This is a genomic window from Thalassobius sp. Cn5-15 (assembly GCF_022347685.1).
Classification (GTDB): Bacteria; Pseudomonadota; Alphaproteobacteria; order Rhodobacterales; family Rhodobacteraceae; genus Thalassobius.
In genome coordinates this window covers 122,988-146,222 of record NZ_JAKRGF010000006.1, presented here as the reverse complement: position 1 = coordinate 146,222, position 23,235 = coordinate 122,988, and the positions used below count along the sequence as shown (strand labels likewise).

Sequence of the window (23,235 nt, the reverse complement as noted above, 5' to 3'; positions counted from 1 at the left end):
CCTCACCGAAAGCAACCCATGTCCCGTCCTTATTATCGCAGCTACCACCACCGCCAGCCGCCGCACTTTGCGCCTATGTCGGCACGGCGGCGGATGGTCTGGCATCTCAGCGCTGGAATTGCCATCGGGTTTAGCATTATCTACCTGCATTGGCGCTGGACGGCCTCGCTGAACCCAGATGCGCTGTTTTTTTCAGTACTCGTCGCCGGGGCAGAAACCCTTTTCGCCATCGGCACAACGCTGTTCTTCTACGACATCTGGCAAGAAGGCGACACACCGAAGGCCACACCGCCAGCGACACGAAAAGAAGCCGCACTACAAGATGGAACCGAACTACAGCACATTCTGATCGACATCTTTATAACCACCTACGATGAACCTTGCCACATCGTCGCGGAAACGATCCGGGCCGCCAAACAGGTTCGTGTGCCCAAGGGCAACAAAGTGCAAATCTATGTTCTGGACGACGGGAACCGCGCCGCGATGGCTGCGCTCTGTCAGGCGGATGATGTGGTCTATCTTTCGCGCAGTACAAACACCGGTTTCAAGGCGGGAAATCTGCGCAACGGGCTGTTCCATTCCGATGGCGACTTTGTGCTGATCTGCGACGCCGACACGTTACTTCTGCCAAGCTTTCTCAACAACACAATGGGATACTTCCGCGATAAACGCGTTGCTTGGGTCCAAACACCCCATTGGTTTTACGACATCCCCGAAGGCCCCTCCCTGATCAGAATACTGCACCGGATCTGGCCCCAATGCCCCCGCCCCCTGCGTCGGACTGTGTGGCGCAGCATAGGTCGGCTGCGCCTTAGCGGGGATCCGTTCCTTAGCAGTCCCACAATTTTCTTTGATGTCATCCAACGCCGCCGAAATCGCAACAACGCTTCATTCTGCTGCGGGGCGGCGTCAATCCACCGGCGCGAGGCTGTATTCAAGGTGGCGATAAGCGAAAAATGCATCGCGCAAACTCAGTTGCACAAAAAACTACGTCTCACACAGTCATTGAGTGCAGTAGCACCCACATTGCAACCCTATCGCTTCCATGTGTCGGAGGATCTTTATACCTCCATTGATATGCATGCCGCGCCAAATTCATGGCGATCCGTTTTCCACCCACAGGTGGAAGCCAAGATGCTCTCCCCCCGCAGTCTGGAAGCGTTTTGCACCCAGCGCCTGAAATACGCTGGTGGCAGCATAGACCTAATGTTGCGCGATCCGGCGATATTCCGCCCCCACATGCCGCTGCGCCACCGACTGCATTATGCCGCCACGTTCTACGCATACCTGTCGATCCTGTGGGCGCCAATCCTATTGCTGGCGCCCGCCTATTCTTTACTAACGGCCACTGCACCGGTCAGCACATACTCCATTGCCTTTTTCCTGCATTTCCTACCGATGCTTCTGTCACATGAACTGGCAATGCTCATCGCCTGCAAGGGACACTCACTCACCAACGGCCGCTATCTGTCCGTGGCGATCCTGCCACTGCAACTGCGCGCATTTGCCATGGTGCTGCGCGGCAAACGGCCCCAATTCCCTCCGACCCCCAAAACCGAGGGGGCTGGGCGCGAAATGCTCTTCGCCCGTCCCTCTTTTGTCCTGGCCGGCTTGCTGTTGATCGCCGGCCTCTACGGCGCACTCCAATGGGCCCGCGAGGTGGACGGCTACAGCGGGGGGTTTCTTATAATAAATCTGTTCTGGCTGGGCTGGAACACAATGATGTTGCTGCGCCTACCAATGGCCGCGCTGCTGCATTTCGCCAGTCGCAAACGTCCACCATCCCCTTCACCAGAATCTTCTCGCCGGAGTGCCCGCTATGATGCTGTTTCGCAATAACCTTTCCAGTCTTGTCTTCCTTACAGGTCTATCGATCACAGCGGCCTCAACCCTGTTGATAGATGGGTTCCCATTACCCCTTCAGACACAGGAGGCATCCCTGCCCAACTCCGGCAACACCCTGCCGCTTTACCCGGGGCGCGGATTATCTTTGCAGGATTTGGCGACCGCCAAAACCGCCTGGTCCTATTTCCAAGCCAACACACGGCATGAAACAGGGCTGGTCGATGCTGTCGCGGGTTTTCCGTCAGGAACGCTTTGGGATCAGGGGTCATACCTCTTGGCGCTAGTTGCTGCAGAACGCTTAGCCTTGTTATCCTCTACAGAGTTTACTGCCCGCACAGATCAATTTCTGACCGCGATGGCACGTTTGCCGCTTTATCAGGGACATCTCCCTAACAAAGTTTATGACACCCGCACCCTCGCTATGGTGGACTATGAAAACCAAACGGCACCAGAGGGGGTCGGCTGGTCAGCATTGGATGTCACCCGCATGCTGGCCGCCTTTCGGGTGCTGGAACATCACCACCCGATCTATGGCTCACGCATACGGCACGTCTTGGCGCAATGGGACCTGTCGGTAATGACCGGCCAAGGTCGACTCATCGGGGCTGCGCACATCGATGGTCAAACCGTGCTTCAGCAAGAGGGGCGGCTAGGCTACGAACAATATGGCGCACGCTCAGCTGCCCTTTGGGGATTGGATGTTCTGGACGCAGCCACCGCCAAACCAATCCTGACATGGCGTGATATCGAAGGCGTAGAGGTGCCCACAGACCAACGCCGCGCCAACGTTTACAAGGCGGTGACACCAATCCTGAGTGAGCCGTTTCTGCTGCAAGCGCTAGAAATGGGGCTGACCGCAGAAAGCAGGACGCTGGCCGAACGGGTCTATAAGGCACAGGAAAACAGATTTCACCGTACCGGCATCGCGACCATGGTGTCCGAAGGCCACATCGATCGGGCGCCACATTTCCTTTACACTTCGGTCTATAGCAATGGACAAGACTGGGCCGTAGTCGCAGAAGACGGCAGCCATCACCCCGATCTGCGCAGCGTCAGCCTCAAGGCAGTCATTGGCTGGGACGCGTTGTATAACAGTGAATATACGAACACCCTGCGCGAAGATTTGGCTGATCTGGCCGGTGAAACGGGGTGGGCGTCCGGCAAATACGAGGCGACAGGCGAAACCAACGCAGTTCACACAGCCAACACCAATGCTGTGATTCTGGAGGCGCTTCACTACATCGCTTTCGGCCCGCTGATGCAGGTCGCCCTCTAAAGATTGAAAACAAGATTCATTCCGCAAGTGTATGCGATACGATCAGCGCAAGAGCGATGAAAACAAGTCAGCTTTGCAACGGCCGTCGATCTACGAACCAGATATCCAGCTTGCATCGATTATCGTCAAAGATTGTTCCCCCGTCATGCAAAGCGCAGGACACGAACGGTCCTGCGGTCTTCTTTCACGACGCTGTTCTGTGAAAAATCTCTCTGACGCCCCTAGCGTGGCGGATTGGCCAACAGCACGGGCAATGCGGCAGACCGGAAATAGTCTGACAGCAACAAATAATCAGTGACTGTGGTTGAGGCAGCTGTCCGGACGCCTGGCGGCAAAGAAGATTCCGCGAAACCACCCGCTTCAAACTGCGGTATTTCCGCGTTGAGCAAGCTGTCCACACCTTGCGCTGCAAGACCTGGCGATAAGTTTAACCGCTCAAGCATACCATCCGCGGGAGGTGACGCATCCCGTTGTCCGCCAGCTTCGGCGAGCTCAAGCACTGCCACCGCCGAACGCAGGTCTAACCCCAATTCTTCCACCAGATAGGCGAGTTTATCTGTCGCGCTATTTGTGGTCTGTGGTGCAAGCAGCATCGGATCGCTGCCCATCGTTGCGACGGTCAGGTCCGGCTGCGCGGCAAGATCGGGCACAGGCACAATCGTCTTGGCCTCCTGCAGGCCTTGCACCTGAGCTGACAGATCCAGCAACAATTCCTCAACTCGGGCAGTCTGGTGCTGAGTCTCTGCATCAACTGCCCCGACGCCCCTGTATTGGTCATCGCCTGATCGCAATTGTTGCAGCAGGTCGCGCAGGTCCTGCAGCTGGGCGTCTATGCGATCTGCCTCCAACCCCATGACAGGATTGGGCGTGGCGATTGATGGAGTAATTGCAATAACCTGCGGCTGTGGCATGGGCGATTGCCAATTGGCATTCTGTGTCGCGCGCTGACCTGCGGTGACCTGACGGCCATTGGGTACCGGCCAGTCACGAGGCAACACAGCGTAATCCTGATTGTTGGTAATCCAGCGCAAGTAAGCCGTTGCTGCGAGAAACCCGCGCAGGGAATGTCGGCTCACTTCTTCACCACCGCGGCGCACAACCAGTTCAAGGGACGATGCCAGCAGATTTTCCATCTGGACGTCCAGCGGTTGCAGTACCCGTTCGGGCACCTGAATTTCGCTCACCCCTTCAGAAAGGAAAAATGAATCACCGCCGATCACCCCTTCCAGAGTGATCTGTAACTGACCACGCGGTGTCAGAATAACGGTCAGCCCGGCCTTTCGTGCATGGCATTCTTTGGTACGAGCTTTGCACAGGACCTCAAACACATCCACGTCCAGCCGTGGATTGGGCGAAAATCGAGCATAACCGTCAGGGTCGAAACGAAAATAGACTCCTTCGACCAAGCCTTCCTGAAAGGTTGGCCAGCCAAAAGCGCCGCGCAGGGACTGGCGCGCCTCGCTCGCGCCAATGGCGAACGGAATCGCGGTATCGACAATTGCGCTTTCGGCGGTGAATTCTGCTGTTCGGGCACCGCCATCTCCTGTTTGAGCCATGGCTGGAGCTGCGTTCATAACATTCAAGGCGATCAAGCCAACTCCAAGGAATTTTGTTGTAAAGCTAAGATGTATCATCAGAAGTCCGCCTTTTCCTGAACCGAATGTCGTAACGCTGGCAGCCAATCCCGTTTCTGTGGCGGATCCGGATAGTTCCGTCGCAGCCGGATATCCTGATCACGGAAGGCTGTGTACCAAACCTCAGTCTCGCCCAGATAAGGGGTCAAGATGGTGCCCTGCACCTTGTGCAGCAGCGCTGTCAGAATGATGCCGTTGTTGTTGGCTGTGAAAATTTCTACCCTGCCCTGACCGCGTTCATACAGCCCCTCATACATCCCGTTTTCCGGGTCATAGAGTTCGATGATCGCCTCAAACAGGACGTCAGTGTACTCACTTTCCCACAAGGCCCAGAGGCCCAGCGCCGCTTTGGCCGAAACGGCCGCATGATCAGGCACATAGTCGCCGCGCGGTGTGACCGTGTTCCACGGATAGCCATCCGAAAAAATGGTATCGTAGGTGAAATAAGGTGGTCCCTTCACGTTGTGTTCGGAGCGTGCGGTCATGAAACCGGTGCGTCGCCAGCGGTTTTCCTGCACCTGATAAATGCGATCGGCAAATTCAGCGCGCCAGCCGTCGCTGTGTACCCAATCCGGCGTTGCGTCATCATGGGGCAGGTCAAATCCCAGTTCCATCCCATCCTGCAGGTAAGATTCCGTCACCACATAGTTCTGCGAATGAAACACCCGAGGGTCACGCCCGTCATATGGCACCTGCACACCAAAAATCGACGCGGTTAAAAACGGCTCCGCGCGATGCGCCAATAAGGGTCGGAACCCCCAGAGGGCAAAGCCCTTGGCCGCGTACTCCTCATATCCCAGCCGCCCTTCTTGCGCGTAGACGGTTTCGCCGGTGTCCTTGTCGACATAAGCGCCAAACAAAAGGCCTTCCTCATCGATAGCGTTGCGAAAGTCCCACTTCAAAAGAACAGAATCGATCGTGTTGGCCAGATAGGGATAACGGTTCTTGCAGATCCGCAGCCAAACGAGAAACCGCCCAATATCCAATGCCGAGAAGCCGATTTCACCGGGCTTGTTGGTATAATCAACCTTGGCCCCTGTTTTGGTGTGATATACTTTGTTGGGCAGCTCCATCCGAAACAGCTCCAACCCCTTGATCGTGGTCAGCAAACGGGTCATCCGCTGATCAAACTCAGGCTTTTCGATTAGGCATAACTCATAAGCGGCAACCAAACCCGCCATGTAAGATGCCGTATCCCACAGGGTTGTTGACGGATAATTCCCAACTGAATTTGCCAACCCTGTGGTTTCCTGCGTGAATTGTTCAAAGTAGTGCCAAGCCACCTTGGCCGCGCGCAGTTCACGGTCCGTCAGGAACCCACGACGAGCCCGATATTTACGCACGTAGGCGTTGTGGGGCGAATAGCCGGCAGGCACCGATGTACCACGTTCCAGACGTTCGAAAAAATCGGCGGGCATTTCGCACATCCGCGGAGGCTTGACCCGCTTTGGTCGCCCTTCCACCAAACTAAGCGTCGCGCTAGGCAGGTTGCCTCGCATCAGAGCGGGAATGTCATCTAATGCTCCCCCCGCGATGATCGGCACGATTTCCTCTTCCTGTTGCAAGAACACCTGTCGTGCTGTGATGCCAACAGAATAACTGGCCCCGCTCAGCAGCAAGATCGCCGAGCACAGCAAAATCCCCCCAATAAGCGGGGATCGACCTTTGGACCTTTTTGATTGCTGAGGCATCGGACACTCCAACCTGATTCCCCAGCATCAAACACAAAACACCTTAACAAAAAGCGACCAGAGCGGATGTTTTCCCAGACAGATCCCGTTCCTGGAAAAATCGACCGTGTCGTGGCGAAGAAAACCTAAAATTAAGAACTTTGCCCTAGACCAGATCGCAAGCAAAGGAATCTGGCCAAGGGAACAAGCGATGTCTGACACTATGTTTTCACCGGATTGGGCCCCCAAATCACGGCCCGTACAGGGGAAAGAAGCGCGTTCTGAAACCGCCCAGCCACCCGCTGCTGCAAAAGTTACGCCGGCTCAGTTGATGACGCGGGATCGCAGCACGCCTGCCTGGGCCGCGGCCCTGTCTGCAATGTTCACCTTCGGCACGGCGCTCTGCTACGGGGCACTCGTCATCTTCGCTCTGTTCCTGCATCAACTGGTCGCGCTCGAAGGGATTGAGATATATGCACCTGTTCTGGGCTTTAGTGCGCTTGTGCCTGTTCTAGGCATTTTGGTTTTTGAAATGGGTCACGCGCAAGCGCTGATAGGCTATCCCGATCTGCGCCGTCGCTGTGGGCCCATTGGGGGATTGATTGCAGCGTGCCTGGCCACCGGTGGCCTTTTCATGCTGCATCCTCTTCTGGCGTTGGCGCCCATGGGCGGTGCGCTACTGGGTTGGGTGGTCACACGGCCTCTTGCACGGGCGCTTCCTCATGAACACGCCTGGAAAAACCTACCGGAAGAAGCTGCTTCGGTCCTCAGCGGACGTGATCAACGTGGTCTGGACCTCCTATGGCAGGCAACACGCCGACCGCCCGCTGTCGATGCCCTGATGAAGGCCGTGGTGGCGTCTACTTTCATTGCCGGTTTTACCCTTGCCAGCTGGCTGACAATGCGCGAGGTCCTGACCCCCGCTGCGATTACACCGGTCGCCTTGATAACCTTGGGCATTACTGTGGCCCTCATGCGGTTCTGGCAGATCAGGTCCTATGCGGATCCGGAACAGACCGGACGCGCGCGATCCATAACCCTCCTGCCCGAACGGCAAGATTTGACGGTAACACCGGACAGCGGGCTTTGGGTGGACCGCCTGTCAGTCAGTACTGCAGATGGCCAGCGACTGTTGCATGATCTGTCCTTCCATCTGCCCGTCGGCAGTATGGTCGCGCTTGTCGGGGACAGTTTTTCCGGAAAATCACTATTGATGAAAGCGCTTTCAGCCCCTCATGATCTGACAGACCTAGAGGTACAGGGGCTGGTACAGCTCAACGGTCTGCAGCCTTGGGATCGTAACACGGAAGTGCAGGCAGCAGCGGCGGTGTACCTCCCCCCCCGCCCGTTGATAATCCCGGACAGTGGACAGGCAAATCTGATGCACCCGACCGGCGAAATGGCGCGGCGGGCAGAGTACCTATTGAAATCACTGCTGCACAACGCAGACACCACGCAACGCATTCTGAACTGCCGCAATGCAACGCAACTGTCACATAGCGAACAAAAGGCACTGGGGTTTGTGCGCGCGGTTTGCCTCCGGCCCTCTCTGTACCTCTTGGATCGCCCTGAGGATGGCTGCCCCGAAATGCTGCGCAGCACCCTCCTCACCCGATTGCGAGATGAGGTTCGCCGCGGTGCAACCGTTCTGGTTGCCACCGAAGATCGCGCCATGCTTGAAGCCTGCGATCAGTTGATTAACCTGCAGAACGGGCGGTTGGTGGAAATGGCACCCGCTGCGGAAATGCGCGCCCGCGCCTCAGCCGGCTGGCAACGTTTCGTCGCGCCCTGCGAATTAGAAAGCGAAGATGCATTAGACAGCTGGATCAATGCCCAATTCCGCCGTGACGGCGACGGCGCAAATCGACGCGCGGTTTGTATGGTTGCAAATGAAATGCTGACTCTCGCCTGTCGCACCGACATGCCCAGCGCAATTCAATCTGTCTGCTTTGAAATCAAACTGTTCGCCGGACAATGTGTCCTACGCATGCGGCAGGCACAACCCCTGTCCAGTGGCGCTCTGGAACGGGCCGCAACGCAGGCTCGGGGGGACGCCCCTCTGACCGATACGCCCCTTGCCCGCATAGTGCGTGACAGCCTGAGTGTGGAGAACACACGCCCTGACAATCAGCATTGGCTAGAAGTGGCAATCGCAATCTACGACCCACGCAAGGCCAATAACACCCCCCCGTCTGCTGAGGCAAAGCCAGATGCACAGACCGCAGATTGATACGAAGGTTCCGCAACGGTTTAGACCGCAGCGTATGTTGTTGTTAGCCCTGTGCTGGACAACACTGGCCGGTGTCATCTGGCTGATGGCGCTCGCTGCAGAAAGGGAACAAATCGCCCCGCCACTCACCCTCAAAGGATCGCTGGAACAGGAAACCGCTCAGCAGGATTTGACATTAGGCGCGCACATTCCTGTATCAGAGGTCTTGGTCCAAAATGGCGATCTGCTCTCACGTGGCCAAGCAGTACTGCACTATGACACTGACATTCTGCAAGCAGAGCTGGTAGAGCTTCACACCACGATACAGACCAACCAACGTGAACGCCAATGCCTGCTGACGCCGCGCCCGAAAAAGCCCGCGACACCAGAAATCTCACCTCTTGCCCCCGACGCATCGGCTGAGGGGGAAATACGACTGACCAACGCGCTCAATCGTTGTCAGACAATACAAACGACACAGGCCCTTGCCCGAAGCGAATTAGAGCATCACATTGCCTCCCTGCATCAACGCTTGCGGCTGCAGCAGCACCGTGCGGGCACTACACTGGCGCACCTTTCTGGTCAGGATCTGATCTCCAGCCAGATGGCGCAGGAAATCGCAGAACGGACCCTCTTAATCGAGGTTGAGCATCACAAGATTGAGTTGCAAAAATTGATCAGCACACAGAAACGCGTAATAGCAGATCAGATCAGGGGCCTGACACATGAGTACGACACCCTAAAAACCCGCCGTGCAGCGATTGAGGCCTTGCTAAACGACCCTTTCCTGCGCAGCCCGCAGGCAGGCACACTGACGCGGCAACGCACCTTGCACCCTGGCAGCCGGTTCGACATGGACATCACTGTCGCGCAGGTTATCAGCGAGGGCGATGACTACACCGCCACCGCACAGGTAGATGCGGAAATCGCCGAAGCGCTCTCCGAAGGTGACACAGCGTTCTTCCGGATCTCGGGCCTGCCACTAAGAGCACCTGCAGTGCCCGCAAAGATCGCCAAAATCACCTTGGATAAAGGTCACCTTTCGCCCGTTCGCCGATATAATATCCGTTTCCAATTGACCCCGCACAATATCGTGGATCCGCATTGGAAAGCACGGGTCATCCGGTATTTCAGTGTCATGGACGGCAAAGCAAGCGCGCAAATCACCCTGACGGCCGCCCCGATACGCATCGACCTGCAGCGTCGCATCGGCCAACTGTTCCGCAGCCCCCGCAATGTTGCAGCAGACGCGCCAACATCGCAGGCCGGTGCCCACCGATCTAAAGACACCGCTCAAAGAACAGATGCGGCGGGTTTTCAGCCTGCTTGGCTGGAAATCACCCCCTTGCCAACAAAACCTGCAAACGGATCCTGAACGCGCCAACAACACCAGACCGATATTTTTACAACTCTCCCTTGCCCCCATATGACGGTGCGATGTAGCCATATCCGCAACAAGACTTGCATCAGGCATCCGGCCGAGCCGGTGCCCACCAGCCAAAGGACGCGCCGGTATGGAAACACTCTCTGAAAACCGCTGCTTTGGGGGCACCCAAGGCGTCTATTCCCACAAATCCGAAGTCACTGGCTGCACCATGACCTTCGGCCTGTTCCTGCCCGAAGAGGCACAGGATGGTCCGGTGCCAGCCCTGTGGTATCTGTCGGGCCTTACCTGCACTCATGAAAACGCCATGGTGAAGGCCGGCGCACAATCTTGGGCCGCGGAACAGGGTATCGCACTAATCTTTCCCGACACGTCGCCGCGCGGCGAAGGGGTGGCCAATGATGATGCCTACGATCTGGGTCAGGGCGCCGGTTTCTACGTCGACGCAACAGAGACACCTTGGGCCCCGCATTTCAACATGTGGTCCTATGTGGCCGATGAACTACCGCGGCTGATCACCGCCAACTTCCCCGTCGACGAAGATCGTCAGTCGATCACCGGTCACTCTATGGGCGGCCACGGTGCACTGACGCTGGCAATGAACCTGCCAGGACGGTTCAAATCTGTCTCGGCCTTCGCGCCGATCTGCAACCCCACCGCCGGTGACTGGGGCCGCAAGCAATTGCAGGCATACCTTGGTGATGCGCCAGAAGCTTGGGCAAAACATGACGCCACGCTGTTGATGCGCGACAAGGGTTTGGACATTCCCCTGTTGGTCGACACCGGCAGCAGCGATCAATTCATCGATCTATTGATGCCCGAAGCGCTGGCAGAAGCGGTAACCGCAGCCCGTGTTCCCGCCCAGCTGCGCCTGCAAAAAGGCTATGATCACAGCTACTTCTTCGTGTCGACCTTCATGGAAGACCACATCGCCTTCCATGCGGAGGCGCTGTATTCATGACCACCCTCTTCGTCGATGCGGATGCCTGCCCGGTAAAGGCCGAGGCCGAGCGTGTGGCAACCCGTCACCGCATCGCGATGAAAGTGGTCAGCAACGGGGGGCTGCGCCCGTCCCCAAATCCATTTGTCGAAAACATCATCGTGCCTGAGGGGCCGGATGTGGCCGACATGTGGATCGCGGATCGTGCCAAAACGGGCGATGTGGTGATCACCAGTGATATTCCATTGGCGGCCAAGGTCGTCGCCAATGGCGCACAGGTGCTGAAACCAAATGGCGAGGCGCTAACCGCCGCGAACGTTGGCAACGCCTTGGCCACCCGCGATCTGATGACCGACCTGCGCGCCGCCGATCCCTTCCGTCAGGGCGGCGGGCGTCCATTTTCAAAGGCAGACCGGTCCCACTTCCTCGACGCGCTGGAACGCTGCCTGCGCAAGGCCCTGAAGGAGAGACCATGACAACCATCCCCATCATCGATTTTGAGGCCGGCGAAGCATCGCTAAACTGGCTCAGTTTTATCGAGGCGTTGGCGGCGGGGCACGAACTGCCGAAGGCAGAGATTGCCGATAATTTCCTCTATCGTGGGGATGACACACTGCTCAATCGGGCGGCGTGGATTGACGGATTGGGACTGGCGGTAAAATCGGCGACGATCTTTCCGGGCAATCCGATGGCCGGGCAGCCGATGGTGAATGGCGGTGTCTCGCTTTATGATGATAAAAACGGGCTGCTTTCGGCACTGGTTGATTTCCACCTGGTCACCAAATGGAAAACCGCCGGCGACAGCCTGTTGGCCGCAACCCGTCTGGCGCGCCCTGACAGCCGCGACATCCTGATCGTGGGCGCCGGAACCGTAGGTCGGTCACTGCGACAAGCCTATGGTGCAGCCTTCCCTAACGCACGCTTTACCATCTGGAACCGAACAGTGGCAAAAGCGCATAAGTTTGCAGCGGAGTTTCCCGGCATGCAGGTGGCGGAGGATCTGGAAACTGCGGTGCGCGCGTCCGACATTGTGACCAGCGCCACTATGGTCACTGAACCGCTGATCAAAGGCGCGTGGCTAAAGCCCGGCCAACACATCGACCTGATTGGCGCTTACCGCCCTGATATGCGCGAAGCAGATGATGAGGCGCTGCAACGCGCCCGTGTTTTTGTTGACAGTTTTGACACCACCCTTGGCCATATCGGCGAGGTGGAAATCCCACTGAAATCTGGCGCAATCGAGCGCGATCACCTGATTGCGGATTACTATGATCTGGCCGCCTTCCAACGCCGCAATAACGATGAAATCACCCTGTTCAAAAACGGCGGCGGCGCGCATCTGGATCTGATGACCAGTCGCCATATTTTAGACAGTTGGCGTGCTGCGAACGGCTAAGCTGCTAAAGGCGCCTGTCGGTTTTCACGAACTGGCAGGTGAATCAGCGCTGAAAACGCGCCAACACCAACGCCCACCCACCATACGGCATCGTATGTTCCATAGGTATCATACATCCGTCCGCCCAGCCAAACTCCCAAGAAGCTGCCGACCTGATGGCTAAAAAACACGATACCATAAAGCGTGCCCATATATTGCAGCCCGTATAGATGCGCGACAAGGCCGGATGTCAACGGTACGGTCGCCAACCACAGCGCCCCCATGCTGACCGCAAACAGCAGAACCGTTTCAGGTGTCATCGGCACCAGAATGAAGACACAAGAGATCACCGTGCGCAGCGCGTATATCAGCGCCAGCAGGTTCTTTTTGGCAAACCTATTGCTCAACCAGCCTGCCAGAATAGTGCCGCCGATATTGCTCAGACCAATCAGCGAAATGGCCACTGCCCCCAGCGCCGATGTGGTGGTGATGCCCACCGTGTGCAGCAAGCTACCGGCCAGAATAGGACCACAGATTTCGGTCACAAAGGCAGGAAAATGCGCGGTCATGAAGCCCAGTTGATAGCCACAGCTGAAAAACCCGAGAAAGATCATCGTGTAGCTGGGATCCCGGAAAGCGCGGGCCAGGATCACGCTCATCTTCTCCGCCGCTTCGACCTGTTTTGCCGCCTCCGGCGCGCGCATCATCGGCAGGGTCAGCAGCACCGCGAGGATCAGCGCGGCGAAGGTCAGGAACACACCCTGCCACGACATCACACCCAGCAACCATTCTGCCAAAGGTGCACCGATGACCTGCCCTGCTGATCCCGCCGCGGTGGCGATCGCCATCGCCATGGCGCGGTGTTCATCCGTTGCGGCACGACCGACGACGGCCAAAATCACCCCGAAACCGGTTCCTGCGATGCCAAAACCCACCAGCACCTCATAGGCCTGCATCGCCCCCGGCGTCACTGCCGCCGACGATGCAACCAGTCCCAGCGCATAAAGGATAGCGCCGAAGAAGATCGCCTTGCGGTCACCCATCTTTTCCGAAATCGCCCCAAAAATCGGCTGCCCGAAGCCCCACGCAAGGTTCTGAATTGCAATCGCCAGACTGAATTCTGCTCGCATCCAGCCGAGTTCCTCCGCGATGGGGATCTGGAACACACCGAAGGAGGCACGGATTGCAAAGCTGATCATGATGATCAGACAGCCCGCGATCAGAACGGGTGTGAACAAGGGGCTGGATTTGGTCATTGGATCCTCAACATCAGGCGTGACGGGCTACGCCGCGCACGACTCCACTACACGATAGATTGTATGCGGTCGAACACCAAACGCACGGCGCAGGTGCGCCGCCCCTTTTCCGGCGCGGCTCAATTCGCTATCAGCGATAGTATGAGCAGTTTAATCGACCTTTACACCCAACGTGTCGCCACAGGTGACATTACCCCCGACCCTGCGCAAGAAGCTGTGCTGCCGGAATTTGAACGCATCCGTACAGAACTGGCTCAGCCGGTGAAGAAAAGCTTCTTCCGCAAGGCGCCACCGCCGCCAATGGGGCTGTACCTGTGGGGCGGTGTTGGGCGTGGCAAGTCTATGCTGATGGATATGTTCGTTGATCAGCTGGACGTGCCTGCGCGGCGGGTGCATTTTCATGCCTTCATGCAGGAAATCCACACCGCCATGCACAAAGCACGGCAAGACGGAGTCGAAGACAGCCTGGCCCCCGTGGCTACGCAGGTCGCCAAAGAGGTGAAGGTACTGGCCTTTGACGAAATGCAGATTACCGACATCACCGATGCAATGATTGTGGGTCGGTTGTTTGAAATTCTGTTCAACGCCGGTGTGGTCGTCGTGACAACCTCAAACCGCGTGCCTGATGACCTGTATAAAAACGGGCTGAACCGCCAGCTGTTTCTGCCTTTCATCGAAATACTGAAGGAAAAGATGTGTGTTTGGGAATTGGTCAGCCCAAATGACTACCGCCAGAACCGTTTGGCCGGCGAAGAGGTGTATTTCGCCCCTATCAATGACACCAGCCGCCAGAAAATCCGCGAGGTTTGGGAGCATCTGACCGGCGGACCAGCTGGGCCGCTGATCCTGACCGTGAAGGGGCGCGAGGTGGAAATTCCGCAGTTCCGCAATGGTGTGGCGCGCGCCAGCTTCTATGACCTCTGTGGCAAGATGTTGGGCGCGGGCGATTATCTGGCGTTAGCGGAAAACGTGAAGGTCTTGATCCTGGAGGATATTCCGCGCCTTGGTCGATCAAACTTCAATGAGGCGAAACGGTTCGTAACCTTGATTGATGCCCTCTATGAAGCGGGCACCAAACTGATCGTATCCGCCGCCGATGAGCCAGAGAGCCTGTATATCGAGGGCGAAGGCGTTTTTGAATTTGAACGTACCGCCAGCCGGTTGCGCGAAATGCAATCTGCCAGTTGGGGGCAGCAAGACTGACCTCAGCGCACATTCTTGAAACGCAAAAGGGCGCCGCAATGGGCGCCCTTTTCTATTTGGTCAGACTGCAAGTCAGCCTTTCTTCAAAACCTCACGGCCCAGCAATTCGGCGATCTGCACCGCGTTCAGCGCCGCGCCTTTGCGCAGGTTGTCGCTGACACACCACAGGTTCAGGCCATTTTCAACGGTGACGTCCTGACGGATACGGCTGACGAAAGTGGCGAAATCACCAACACATTCGATCGGGGTGACGTAGCCGCCATCCTCACGCTTGTCGATCACCATCAGGCCCGGGCTTTCACGCAGGATGTCGCGAGCTTCATCCTCGTCCAGGAAGTCTTCGGTTTCGATGTTGATCGATTCCGAATGGCCGACGAAGACAGGCACGCGCACACAAGTGGCGGTAACTTTAATCGACGGATCGACGATTTTCTTCGTCTCGGCGATCATTTTCCACTCTTCTTTGGTATCGCCACTGTCGAGGAAGACATCGATATGCGGGATCACGTTGAAGGCGATCTGTTTGGTGTAGACCTTGGGGTCCACTTCCTGACCGGGGACATACATGCCCTTGGTCTGGTTCCACAGTTCATCAATTGCATCCTTGCCTGAGCCGGACACAGATTGGTAGGTCGACACAACAACGCGCTTGATCTTCGCACGGTCGTGCAGCGGCTTCAGCGCCACAACCATCTGTGCAGTCGAACAGTTCGGGTTCGCGATGATGTTCTTGTTCTTGTACTCGTGCACCGCCTGCGGGTTCACCTCAGGCACGATCAGCGGAATGTCCGGATCGTAGCGATAGAGGGACGAGTTATCGATGACCACACAGCCGGACGCAGCCGCTTTGGGCGCGTATTCTTTGGTCGCGGTGGAGCCGACGGCAAACAATGCGATATCCCAGCCGGTGAAGTCAAAGGTGTCCAGGTCTTTGGTCTTCAGGGTGGTATCGCCGAAGCTCACTTCGGTGCCTTGAGATTTGCGGCTAGCCAGCGCAACGATCTCGTCAACAGGGAACTGGCGTTCGGCCAGAATGTTCAGCATTTCGCGGCCCACGTTGCCCGTGGCGCCGACAACGGCGATTTTGTAGCCCATTGGGACTCTCCTTTGGTTTGGACAGGCCGCTGTTACCTGAACAAACACAAGTAAAAAAGGGGATTCGCGCGGATGTGATCAACTATATTGTATCGAAACATCCACGCGCGTGCGGGCGTTTGGGGGTGCAGGACGCTAGATGCAGCGCCCGCCGTCCACCTCCATTGCCACACCTGTGACCATCCCTGCCTCATCCGAACACAGGAAACAGGCAGCATTGCCCATATCCTCGGGCGTGGAAAAACGGCCGATCGGGATGGTGGACAGGAACTTGGCCCGCACCTCTGGCGTATCCTCCCCCATAAAACTGGCAAGCAGCGGTGTTTCCCCCGCCACCGGGCAGATTGCATTGACGCGGATGCCTGCTGGGGCCAATTCCACAGCCATGGTTTTGGTCGCGGTGATCATCCAACCCTTGGAACTGTTGTACCAGTTGAGGTTCGGGCGCGGGCTAAGGCCGGCGGTCGAGGCGACGTTCAACACCGCACCTTTGCCTGCAGCTTTCATCACCGGCATGACGTGTTTGGCGGTCAGGTAAACGGATTTACAATTGACGGCAAAGACGCGGTCAAATTCATCCTCGCTGACCTCTTCCATCGGGGTAGGCAGATGGGTGATGCCTGCGTTATTGACCAGAATGTCGATACCGCCCAGCTGGGCCTTAGCGGTGGCGACCATCGCGGCGACGTCTTTATCGCGCGAGACATCCACCTGCACGGCGATGCCGCCGACCTCTGCCGCCACATCACGGGCCAGATCCATGTTCAGATCGGCGACTATGACCTTTGCACCCTCTTGTGCAAATTTGCGTACGATCCCTGCACCAAAGCCCGAGGCGCCGCCGGTCACAATCGCGGTTTTTCCTGCCAGTCTCATCCTACTGCTCCTCTTTCTCTGTTTAGCCGTGATAGGCGGCGACTGTTTTCAGAGTGCTGAAGCCGTAAAGCGCCTCAAACCCCTTTTCGCGGCCATGACCGGATTTGCCGATACCACCAAAGGGAAGCTCCACCCCGCCGCCCGCGCCGTAATTGTTCAGAAACACTTGACCGCTGCGAATGGCCCGCGCCAACCGCATCTGACGCGCCCCGTTCTGCGTCCAGACAGATGCGACCAGGCCATAGTCCGTGCCATTGGCAATCGCGACAGCCTCTTCTTCTGTGCCGAACGGAATAATCACCTGCACGGGGCCAAACACCTCATCCTGTGCAAGGCTGTGATCAGGCGCTACACCGCAGAAGAGCGTCGGCGGCACGTAGTTCCCGCCGCTGGGCGCATCCTGCAACACACCCTGCGCGGCCATTTCCAGATCTGCACCTTGGGACAGGAACCCCTCGACCAGCCGCTTCTGTTTGGCAGAGATCAACGGCCCTACGTCCAGATCCGCCATCGCCGGGCCGACACGTAACTCGCCGTAGCGAGCGGCCATTCGGTCCACCACCTGATCATAGACGGCGCGTTGAACAAGGATACGAGAAGAAGCCGAACAAGTCTGGCCCGCGTTCTGAATGCCTGCGTTAACAAGAAACGGCAGTGCAGCATCCAGGTCGGCATCATCAAACACCAGTTGCGGGGATTTCCCGCCCAATTCCAGCGTCACCGGCACCACGTTTTGCGCCGCTGCTGTTTGGACCTGCACGCCCGTGTCCACCGACCCGGTAAAACTGACGTGATGCACACCGCTGTGGCCGCTCAGCGCCGCGCCCGCCTCTGCCCCCAGGCCCGGCACCACGTTCAGCGCACCATCCGGCAGGCCAGCAGCCTTCGCCAGATCGGCAAAGGCCAAGGCGGTCAGACAGGCATCCTCTGCCGGCTTCAATACACACGCGTTACCAGTTGCCAGAGCGGCGCCGACAGAACGGCCAATGATCTGCATTGGATAATTCCACGGCACGATATGGGCGGTAACGCCATGCGCCTCCCGCAGGGTATAGACGGTGTAGCCATCCTGATAGGGGATCGTCGCCCCATGCAGCTTGTCCGCAGCACCAGCGTAAAACTCCAGATAGCGGGCAAGCGCGATGGCATCGGCGCGTGCCTGTTTCAACGGCTTGCCCACATCCAGAGCCTCGATCCGCGCCAGATCCTCCACCCGTTCCAGCACCAGCTGACTGAGGCGGTGCAGAATGCGGCCCCGTTCCACCGCTGCAACACGCCCCCAATCGCCCTGCCATGCACGCGTGGCAGCTTCAACTGCGATATCAATATCAGCAGCAGTGCCACGCGCAATCGCGCCAATCTCCTCCCCTGTAGAGGGGTTCGACAATGGCAAGGTCTGCCCAGACGCAGGCGTCACCCACGCGCCATTAATCAGGCATTTTGTTGGGTCAAACCACAAGTTCAGCGCATCCGTCATAGCGTATCCTTTATGTCGTCAGGAGGGTAAGTCCGCCGAGGGGTCTGTGGCTGGCAAAGCTGGCGCAGCGGCGATCAGTTGTTGGGTGTAGGGATGTTGGGGTGCATCAAAAACAGTCTCTGTATCGCCCTGTTCGACGATTTCGCCGGCCTGCATCACCAGCACCCGATCGGTGATCGAGCGCACCACCGACAGGTCGTGACTGATAAAGAGATACGTCAGCCCATAGCGATCCGACAGATCCGCCAACAGATCGAGCACCTGCGCACGCACCGACACATCGAGGGCAGAGACCGCTTCGTCCAAAACGATCAGGTCGGGCTTGATGATCAGCGCGCGCGCGATGGCGATCCTCTGTCGCTGACCGCCGGAGAATTCGTGGATGTATTTGTCCAGATCATCGGCAGAGAGGCCGACGTTTTCCATCGCCTCCAGTAACGCGTCCTGCAATGCCTGCCCTTGCGGCGGCTGATCCAACAGATACATCGGCTCGGCGATCAGGCGGCGCACCCTCCAACGGGGATTGAAGCTGCCGTAGGGATCCTGAAACACCACCTGCATACGCCTCCGTATGGATCGATTGGTGCCCTTAGCGGCAAACACCGGTTCGCCGCCCAGCAGGATCTGCCCCCCCTGCACCTGCTCCAGCCCCAAAATGGCCCGTGTTAGGGTCGATTTTCCACAACCGGATTCACCTACCAACCCCAGACTTTCGCCGCGTTTGATGTCGAAACTGACGCCCTTCACCGCCCGCAGGGCCGTGGTGCCGCCCAACCATCCATTACTGTGCAGTCGGTATTCCCGCACCACATCGCGCACGGTCAGTAATGGCTGTTCCTGCGGTTCTGCTAGACGATCGGGATGATGACTGGAGGCCGCAAGCAGCGCCTTGGAATAGGGGTGCTGCATCGTCTGAAACAGCGTGGCCGCTGGCCCTGCCTCTACCACGCGGCCCTTTTGCATGATGGCAATGTCATCGGCCAAATTCGCCACCACCGCCAGATCATGGCTGATCAACATCAGACCCATCTGATCCTCAACCACCAGCCGTTTCAACAGCGACAGGATCTGCGCCTGCGTGGTCACATCCAGCGCGGTTGTCGGCTCATCCGCGATCAGCAGTTTGGGGCGCAGGGCAATGGCCATAGCGATCACCACCCGCTGCCGCTGACCACCAGAGAGTTCAAACGGATACCGACTGAGGGGGAAGCGATCCTGCGGCAGTTCTGCCCGCGTCAGCGCCTCTGCCGCGCGGGACATCGCCTCTTTCTTGCTGACCCGTTCGTGGATCAGAATGGTTTCCGCCACCTGATCACCGATGGTGCGGATCGGGTTAAGCGCGGTCATCGGTTCCTGAAACACCATACCCACATCCCGGCCACGCATCTGGCACAGCTGTGGTTCACTCAGGCGTAGCATGTCCTGTCCCGCCAGCGTGATCCGCCCCGAACATACGGCACCGTTTGGTAGCAGTTGCATCGTGGCAAAGGCGGTCATAGATTTACCCGATCCACTTTCCCCGATCACACCCAGAATCCGCCCCGGCGCGATCCGCAACGACACGTCGCGCAGGATCGGCAAGCCGTGGATGGTGAGGTTCAGGTTCTCAATCTGCAGCAGGCTCATGACCGCGCCCTCCGCAGTTTGGGATCAAATAGATCGCGCAGGCCGTCACCCATCAGGTTCAGGCCAAGGACAGTTAGAAGGATCGCCAGCCCCGGAAACATCGCCATGTGCGGCGCGAAGGAAATCATCGTCTGACTGTCCGCCAGCATCCGCCCCCAACTGGCCGTCGGCGGCTGCGCGCCAAGGCCAACGTAGCTGAGCCCTGCCTCTGCCAGAATGCCCAGCGAGAACTGGATCGTGCCTTGCACTATCAACAGGTTGGCCACGTTGGGCAGGATATGTTCCACCGAAATGCGCGCTGCGCCCTTACCCGCCACACGGGCTGCCATGACATACTCACGACTCCACAGGCTGAGGGCGCCGGAACGGGTCAGGCGGGCAAAAACAGGGATGTTGAAAATGCCAATCGCGATGATCGCGTTCAGCGCCGAGGCGCCGAAAACCGCGGTGATCATGATGGCGATCAACAGCGACGGGAAAGCAAAGATCAGATCGTTGCCGCGCATGATCACCTCATCCCACAGGCTACCCTTGCGCGCTGCTGCCATCAGGCCCAGCGGCACGCCCAGCACGATGCCGAGGCCTACAGCCACCAGCGCCACGGCGATAGAGGTGCGGGCGCCGACCATGATCATGCTCAGGATGTCGCGGCCAAAATGATCGGTGCCAAGAGGATGGGCCAGGGTCGGCGCTTTGATCTTGTTGGCGATGTCCAGCACCGTCGGGTCATAGGGCGTCCAGACGAAGCTCAGCATCGCCATACCGGCGAAGATCACGGTCAACAGCCCGCCCAGCCAAAGGTTCCGCATCAACGCCGCCCCCGCAGTCGGGGATCGACAATCGCATAGGTCAGATCCACCAGAAAATTCACTACAATGACGGCAAAGACCAAGAGCATCACCACGCTTTCCACCACGATCAGATCACGCGCAGAAATCGACTGAAACACCAGCCGCCCCAGCCCCGGCAGGAAGAAGACGTTTTCAATAATGATCGCCCCTGCCAACAGGAAGGAAAACTGCATCCCAATGATGGTCAGCACTGGTATCAGCGCATTCCGCAATGCGTGACGGCGCAGCGCCTGACCACGGCTCAGCCCCTTGGCCCGCGCGGTGCGCATAAAATCCTCTGACAAGGTATCCAGCAGCGAGGATCGCATAACCCGCGCCAGAATGCTGGCCTGCGGCAGCGCCAAGGCCACGGCAGGCAGCGTCAAGGATTTCAACGCCGCGCCAAGTCCCGCGTTCCAGCCGACGAAACCACCGGCGGAAAACCAGCGCAGATTGATGGCAAAAATCAGCACCATCAGCATCGCGAACCAGAAATTCGGGATCGCCACCCCCAATTGCGTGATCCCCATCACCCCCACATCCGCCGCCGATCCGCGCCGTGATGCGGCCCAGATGCCGGCGGGGAAGGCAATCAGTGTCGACAGCGCCAGAGCATAAAGCGCCAATGGCAGGGAGATCCACAGCCTCTCACCGATCATTTCAGCCACGGAGGTGCGATAGGTGTAGGAGGTGCCGAAATCACCGACCAGCAATCCGCCGACCCAGCTCAGATACCGCTCCACCACCGACCCATTCAGGCCCAGCTCTTCGCGCAGTGCAGCCAGCGTATCCTCTTGGGCATTGATCCCCAGCATGTAGGCGGCAGGGTCGCCCGGCACCACCTCCAGAGTGAGGAAGATCACCAAGGACGCTACCACAAGGCTCAGGCCGAGAGAGGCCAGACGTTTTAACAGATAGTGCAGCATCGGCGCCGCCACCCCCGGATGGGGCACGATGCCCCGCTCTTCCAATGTTCCCTAAATACTCAAGTATCCTCCAGCGACCACGAACACAGCCGCCGAAGGCGTCAGATCATTGCCAGTATACGGCAGTCAGGTCGGTGGCCTGCGTCGGCGCATCCTTCCACAGGCCTTGCACCTTGGCGTTGGCGACCGTCGGATAAGCCAGCTGGAACAGGTAGCCGTTCACATAGTCACCGGAGATGGTTTCCTGCGCCGTTGTCAGCAGGGCCGAGCGTTTGGCAGGATCCGCCTCCGCGCCCAAATCAGTCATCAACTGCTGGAAGCTGGGGTTGTCGTACTGGAAATAGTAATCAGGCCGCGCATAGATCCCGATATCAAACGGTTCCGTATGGCTGACGATAGTCAGGCCGTAATCCTTGCCGCGGAACACCTGTTCCAGCCACTGCGCCCATTCCAGATTGCTGATCTCTGCCTCGATTCCGACAGCGCGCAACTGAGCGGCGATGATTTCACCGCCGCGACGTGCATAAGAGGGCGGCGGCAGTTTCAGCGTGGTTGTGAACCCGTCGGCATAGCCTGCCTCTGCCAACAGTGCCTTGGCCATTTCGGGATCATAGGCGCTGTTCGCGGTCAGATCCACGTAATCAGGATTGTGCGGGGCAAAGTGCGTGCCAATGGGGGTGCCATAGCCGAACATCGCACCATTAATGATCGCCTGACGGTCAATCGCATGCGCCAGCGCCTTGCGGACCTTCACGTTGTCAAAGGGCGGCATTTTATTGTTGGTGGACAGGATCGTTTCCCCCTCGGTCGAGCCGACAAGGACCTGAAACCGCGGATCGGCCTCAAACTGGGGCAGGTTTTCCGGCGCGGGGAACCCAACGAAGGCATCCACATCCTCGGCCATCACAGCAGCAAAGGCAGCGGTGGGGTCCGAAATGAACTTGAAACTCACCTTGTCCAGCTTCGCCGGTGTGCCCCAATAGGCGGCGTTCTTTTCCAGATCGATCTTGTCGCCCTGCACCCAGTTCTTGAACATGAAGGCGCCGGTGCCGATGGGGGTGGTTTTGATGTCTGCAATGGTTTCCGGTGCAACGATCACCGCGTCACCCCAGGCCATGTTGAAAAGGAAACTGCCGTTCGGCGCGGCCAGCGTAACCTTGACGGTCAGCGGATCCATGACCTCAACACTTTCGATGCCCTCAAACAGCGTCTTTTGCGCGTTTGCACTGTCCTCAGCCCGTGCGCGATCGAGGGAGAACTTCACATCCTCCGCATCCATTGCACTGCCATCGTGGAAGGTCACGCCTTCGCGCAGCATGAAGGTGTAGGTTTTGCCGTCCTCGGAAATGTCCCAGCCCTTGGCCAGACCAGGGTTCACTGATCCATCAGGGCCAAAGCGTGTGAGACCCTCAAAAACATTGGAATAGAGAACTGAGTCGATCGCCCCAGCCGCAGCCGAGGTTGGATCCAAATGCGGCGGCTCCAGCTGCATCGCCACCACGATGTCGGATTTTGCCAGCGCGACGCCAGCAGTTGCGGCCAAAGCGGCGGTACTGATCAGGCCAAATTTCAAATATCGGCCCGCCTTCTGGTAGTCCATTATCATTGCCTTC

18 protein-coding genes are annotated in these 23,235 nt (G+C 58.0%); 8 read left to right on the top strand and 10 right to left on the bottom strand.

Translation table 11 applies throughout. The annotated features are described in order from the left end of the window. The first annotated feature begins 18 nt into the window (after nt 1–18). Together MHM86_RS13795 and MHM86_RS13790 are read left to right on the top strand one after the other, a co-directional pair. The gene (locus MHM86_RS13795; protein WP_239200597.1) at nt 19–1,839 is read left to right on the top strand and encodes a glycosyltransferase; all 1,821 of its coding nucleotides are present in this window, start codon (nt 19–21) and stop codon (nt 1,837–1,839) included. Continuing rightward, nucleotides 1,820–3,121 (top strand): DUF3131 domain-containing protein, encoded by a 1,302-nt coding sequence (locus tag MHM86_RS13790; protein ID WP_239200595.1) that lies wholly within the window; start codon nt 1,820–1,822, stop codon nt 3,119–3,121. The genes MHM86_RS13795 and MHM86_RS13790 overlap by 20 nt, the downstream gene beginning before the upstream one ends. A gap of 221 nt (nt 3,122–3,342) precedes the next feature. Here MHM86_RS13790 and MHM86_RS13785 read toward each other — a convergent pair whose 3' ends face one another. Both MHM86_RS13785 and MHM86_RS13780 read right to left on the bottom strand, forming a co-directional pair. Next, nucleotides 3,343–4,803 carry a hypothetical protein gene (locus tag MHM86_RS13785; RefSeq protein ID WP_239200593.1) on the bottom strand — a complete coding sequence of 487 codons (1,461 nt, stop codon included), beginning with the start codon at nt 4,801–4,803 and terminating at the stop codon, nt 3,343–3,345. Continuing rightward, entirely contained in the window at nt 4,755–6,173 is a 1,419-nt protein-coding gene (locus MHM86_RS13780) for a DUF3131 domain-containing protein (RefSeq protein WP_239200592.1), read from the bottom strand. The genes MHM86_RS13785 and MHM86_RS13780 overlap by 49 nt, the downstream gene beginning before the upstream one ends. A gap of 463 nt (nt 6,174–6,636) precedes the next feature. Here MHM86_RS13780 and MHM86_RS13775 point away from each other — a divergent pair, with 463 nt between their 5' ends. The 5 genes from MHM86_RS13775 (at nt 6,637) to MHM86_RS13755 (ending at nt 12,354) form a co-directional block, all read left to right on the top strand. Next, the gene (locus MHM86_RS13775) at nt 6,637–8,655 is read left to right on the top strand and encodes an ATP-binding cassette domain-containing protein (protein ID WP_239200591.1); all 2,019 of its coding nucleotides are present in this window, start codon (nt 6,637–6,639) and stop codon (nt 8,653–8,655) included. A 34-nt stretch (nt 8,656–8,689) separates the two neighbouring features. Continuing rightward, nucleotides 8,690–10,009: a hypothetical protein gene (locus tag MHM86_RS13770; RefSeq protein ID WP_239200590.1), complete on the top strand. Its 1,320-nt coding sequence runs from the start codon at nt 8,690–8,692 to the stop codon at nt 10,007–10,009. Nucleotides 10,010–10,148: 139 nt separating this feature from the next. Beyond that, nucleotides 10,149–10,979 carry an S-formylglutathione hydrolase gene (gene fghA, locus MHM86_RS13765; protein ID WP_239200589.1) on the top strand — a complete coding sequence of 277 codons (831 nt, stop codon included), beginning with the start codon at nt 10,149–10,151 and terminating at the stop codon, nt 10,977–10,979. Continuing rightward, nucleotides 10,976–11,434: a YaiI/YqxD family protein gene (locus MHM86_RS13760; protein WP_239200588.1), complete on the top strand. Its 459-nt coding sequence runs from the start codon at nt 10,976–10,978 to the stop codon at nt 11,432–11,434. Before fghA ends, MHM86_RS13760 begins: the two co-directional genes overlap by 4 nt. After that, on the top strand, nt 11,431–12,354 hold the full coding sequence (locus MHM86_RS13755; protein WP_239200587.1) for an ornithine cyclodeaminase family protein: 924 nt from the start codon (nt 11,431–11,433) through the stop codon (nt 12,352–12,354). The genes MHM86_RS13760 and MHM86_RS13755 overlap by 4 nt, the downstream gene beginning before the upstream one ends. Here the strand turns inward: MHM86_RS13755 and MHM86_RS13750 are convergent. Then, on the bottom strand, nt 12,351–13,589 hold the full coding sequence (locus tag MHM86_RS13750; protein WP_239200586.1) for an MFS transporter: 1,239 nt from the start codon (nt 13,587–13,589) through the stop codon (nt 12,351–12,353). The genes MHM86_RS13755 and MHM86_RS13750 overlap by 4 nt on opposite strands. Before the next feature lie 141 nt (nt 13,590–13,730). Between MHM86_RS13750 and zapE the strand changes: the two genes are divergently transcribed. Then, the gene (gene zapE / locus MHM86_RS13745; protein ID WP_239200705.1) at nt 13,731–14,792 is read left to right on the top strand and encodes a cell division protein ZapE; all 1,062 of its coding nucleotides are present in this window, start codon (nt 13,731–13,733) and stop codon (nt 14,790–14,792) included. Nucleotides 14,793–14,864: 72 nt separating this feature from the next. Here zapE and MHM86_RS13740 read toward each other — a convergent pair whose 3' ends face one another. From MHM86_RS13740 to MHM86_RS13710, 7 genes are all read right to left on the bottom strand, one after another. Continuing rightward, on the bottom strand, nt 14,865–15,887 hold the full coding sequence (locus tag MHM86_RS13740; RefSeq protein ID WP_239200584.1) for an aspartate-semialdehyde dehydrogenase: 1,023 nt from the start codon (nt 15,885–15,887) through the stop codon (nt 14,865–14,867). Between the two features lie 135 nt (nt 15,888–16,022). Then, nucleotides 16,023–16,763, bottom strand: coding sequence for an SDR family oxidoreductase (locus MHM86_RS13735; protein ID WP_239200583.1), 741 nt, complete (start codon nt 16,761–16,763; stop codon nt 16,023–16,025). Between the two features lie 22 nt (nt 16,764–16,785). Further along, nucleotides 16,786–18,240, bottom strand: a complete 1,455-nt coding sequence (locus MHM86_RS13730) for an aldehyde dehydrogenase family protein (RefSeq protein ID WP_239200581.1) — start codon at nt 18,238–18,240, stop codon at nt 16,786–16,788. A gap of 18 nt (nt 18,241–18,258) precedes the next feature. Then, nucleotides 18,259–19,866: an ABC transporter ATP-binding protein gene (locus tag MHM86_RS13725; protein ID WP_239200580.1), complete on the bottom strand. Its 1,608-nt coding sequence runs from the start codon at nt 19,864–19,866 to the stop codon at nt 18,259–18,261. Further along, the gene (locus MHM86_RS13720; protein WP_239200579.1) at nt 19,863–20,678 is read right to left on the bottom strand and encodes an ABC transporter permease; all 816 of its coding nucleotides are present in this window, start codon (nt 20,676–20,678) and stop codon (nt 19,863–19,865) included. The genes MHM86_RS13725 and MHM86_RS13720 overlap by 4 nt, the downstream gene beginning before the upstream one ends. After that, a complete protein-coding gene (locus MHM86_RS13715) occupies nt 20,675–21,622 on the bottom strand; it encodes an ABC transporter permease (protein ID WP_239200704.1) in 948 nt (315 codons plus the stop codon). The genes MHM86_RS13720 and MHM86_RS13715 overlap by 4 nt, the downstream gene beginning before the upstream one ends. 106 nt (nt 21,623–21,728) lie before the next feature. Then, nucleotides 21,729–23,222 (bottom strand): ABC transporter substrate-binding protein, encoded by a 1,494-nt coding sequence (locus tag MHM86_RS13710; protein WP_239200578.1) that lies wholly within the window; start codon nt 23,220–23,222, stop codon nt 21,729–21,731. Nucleotides 23,223–23,235 lie beyond the last annotated feature (13 nt).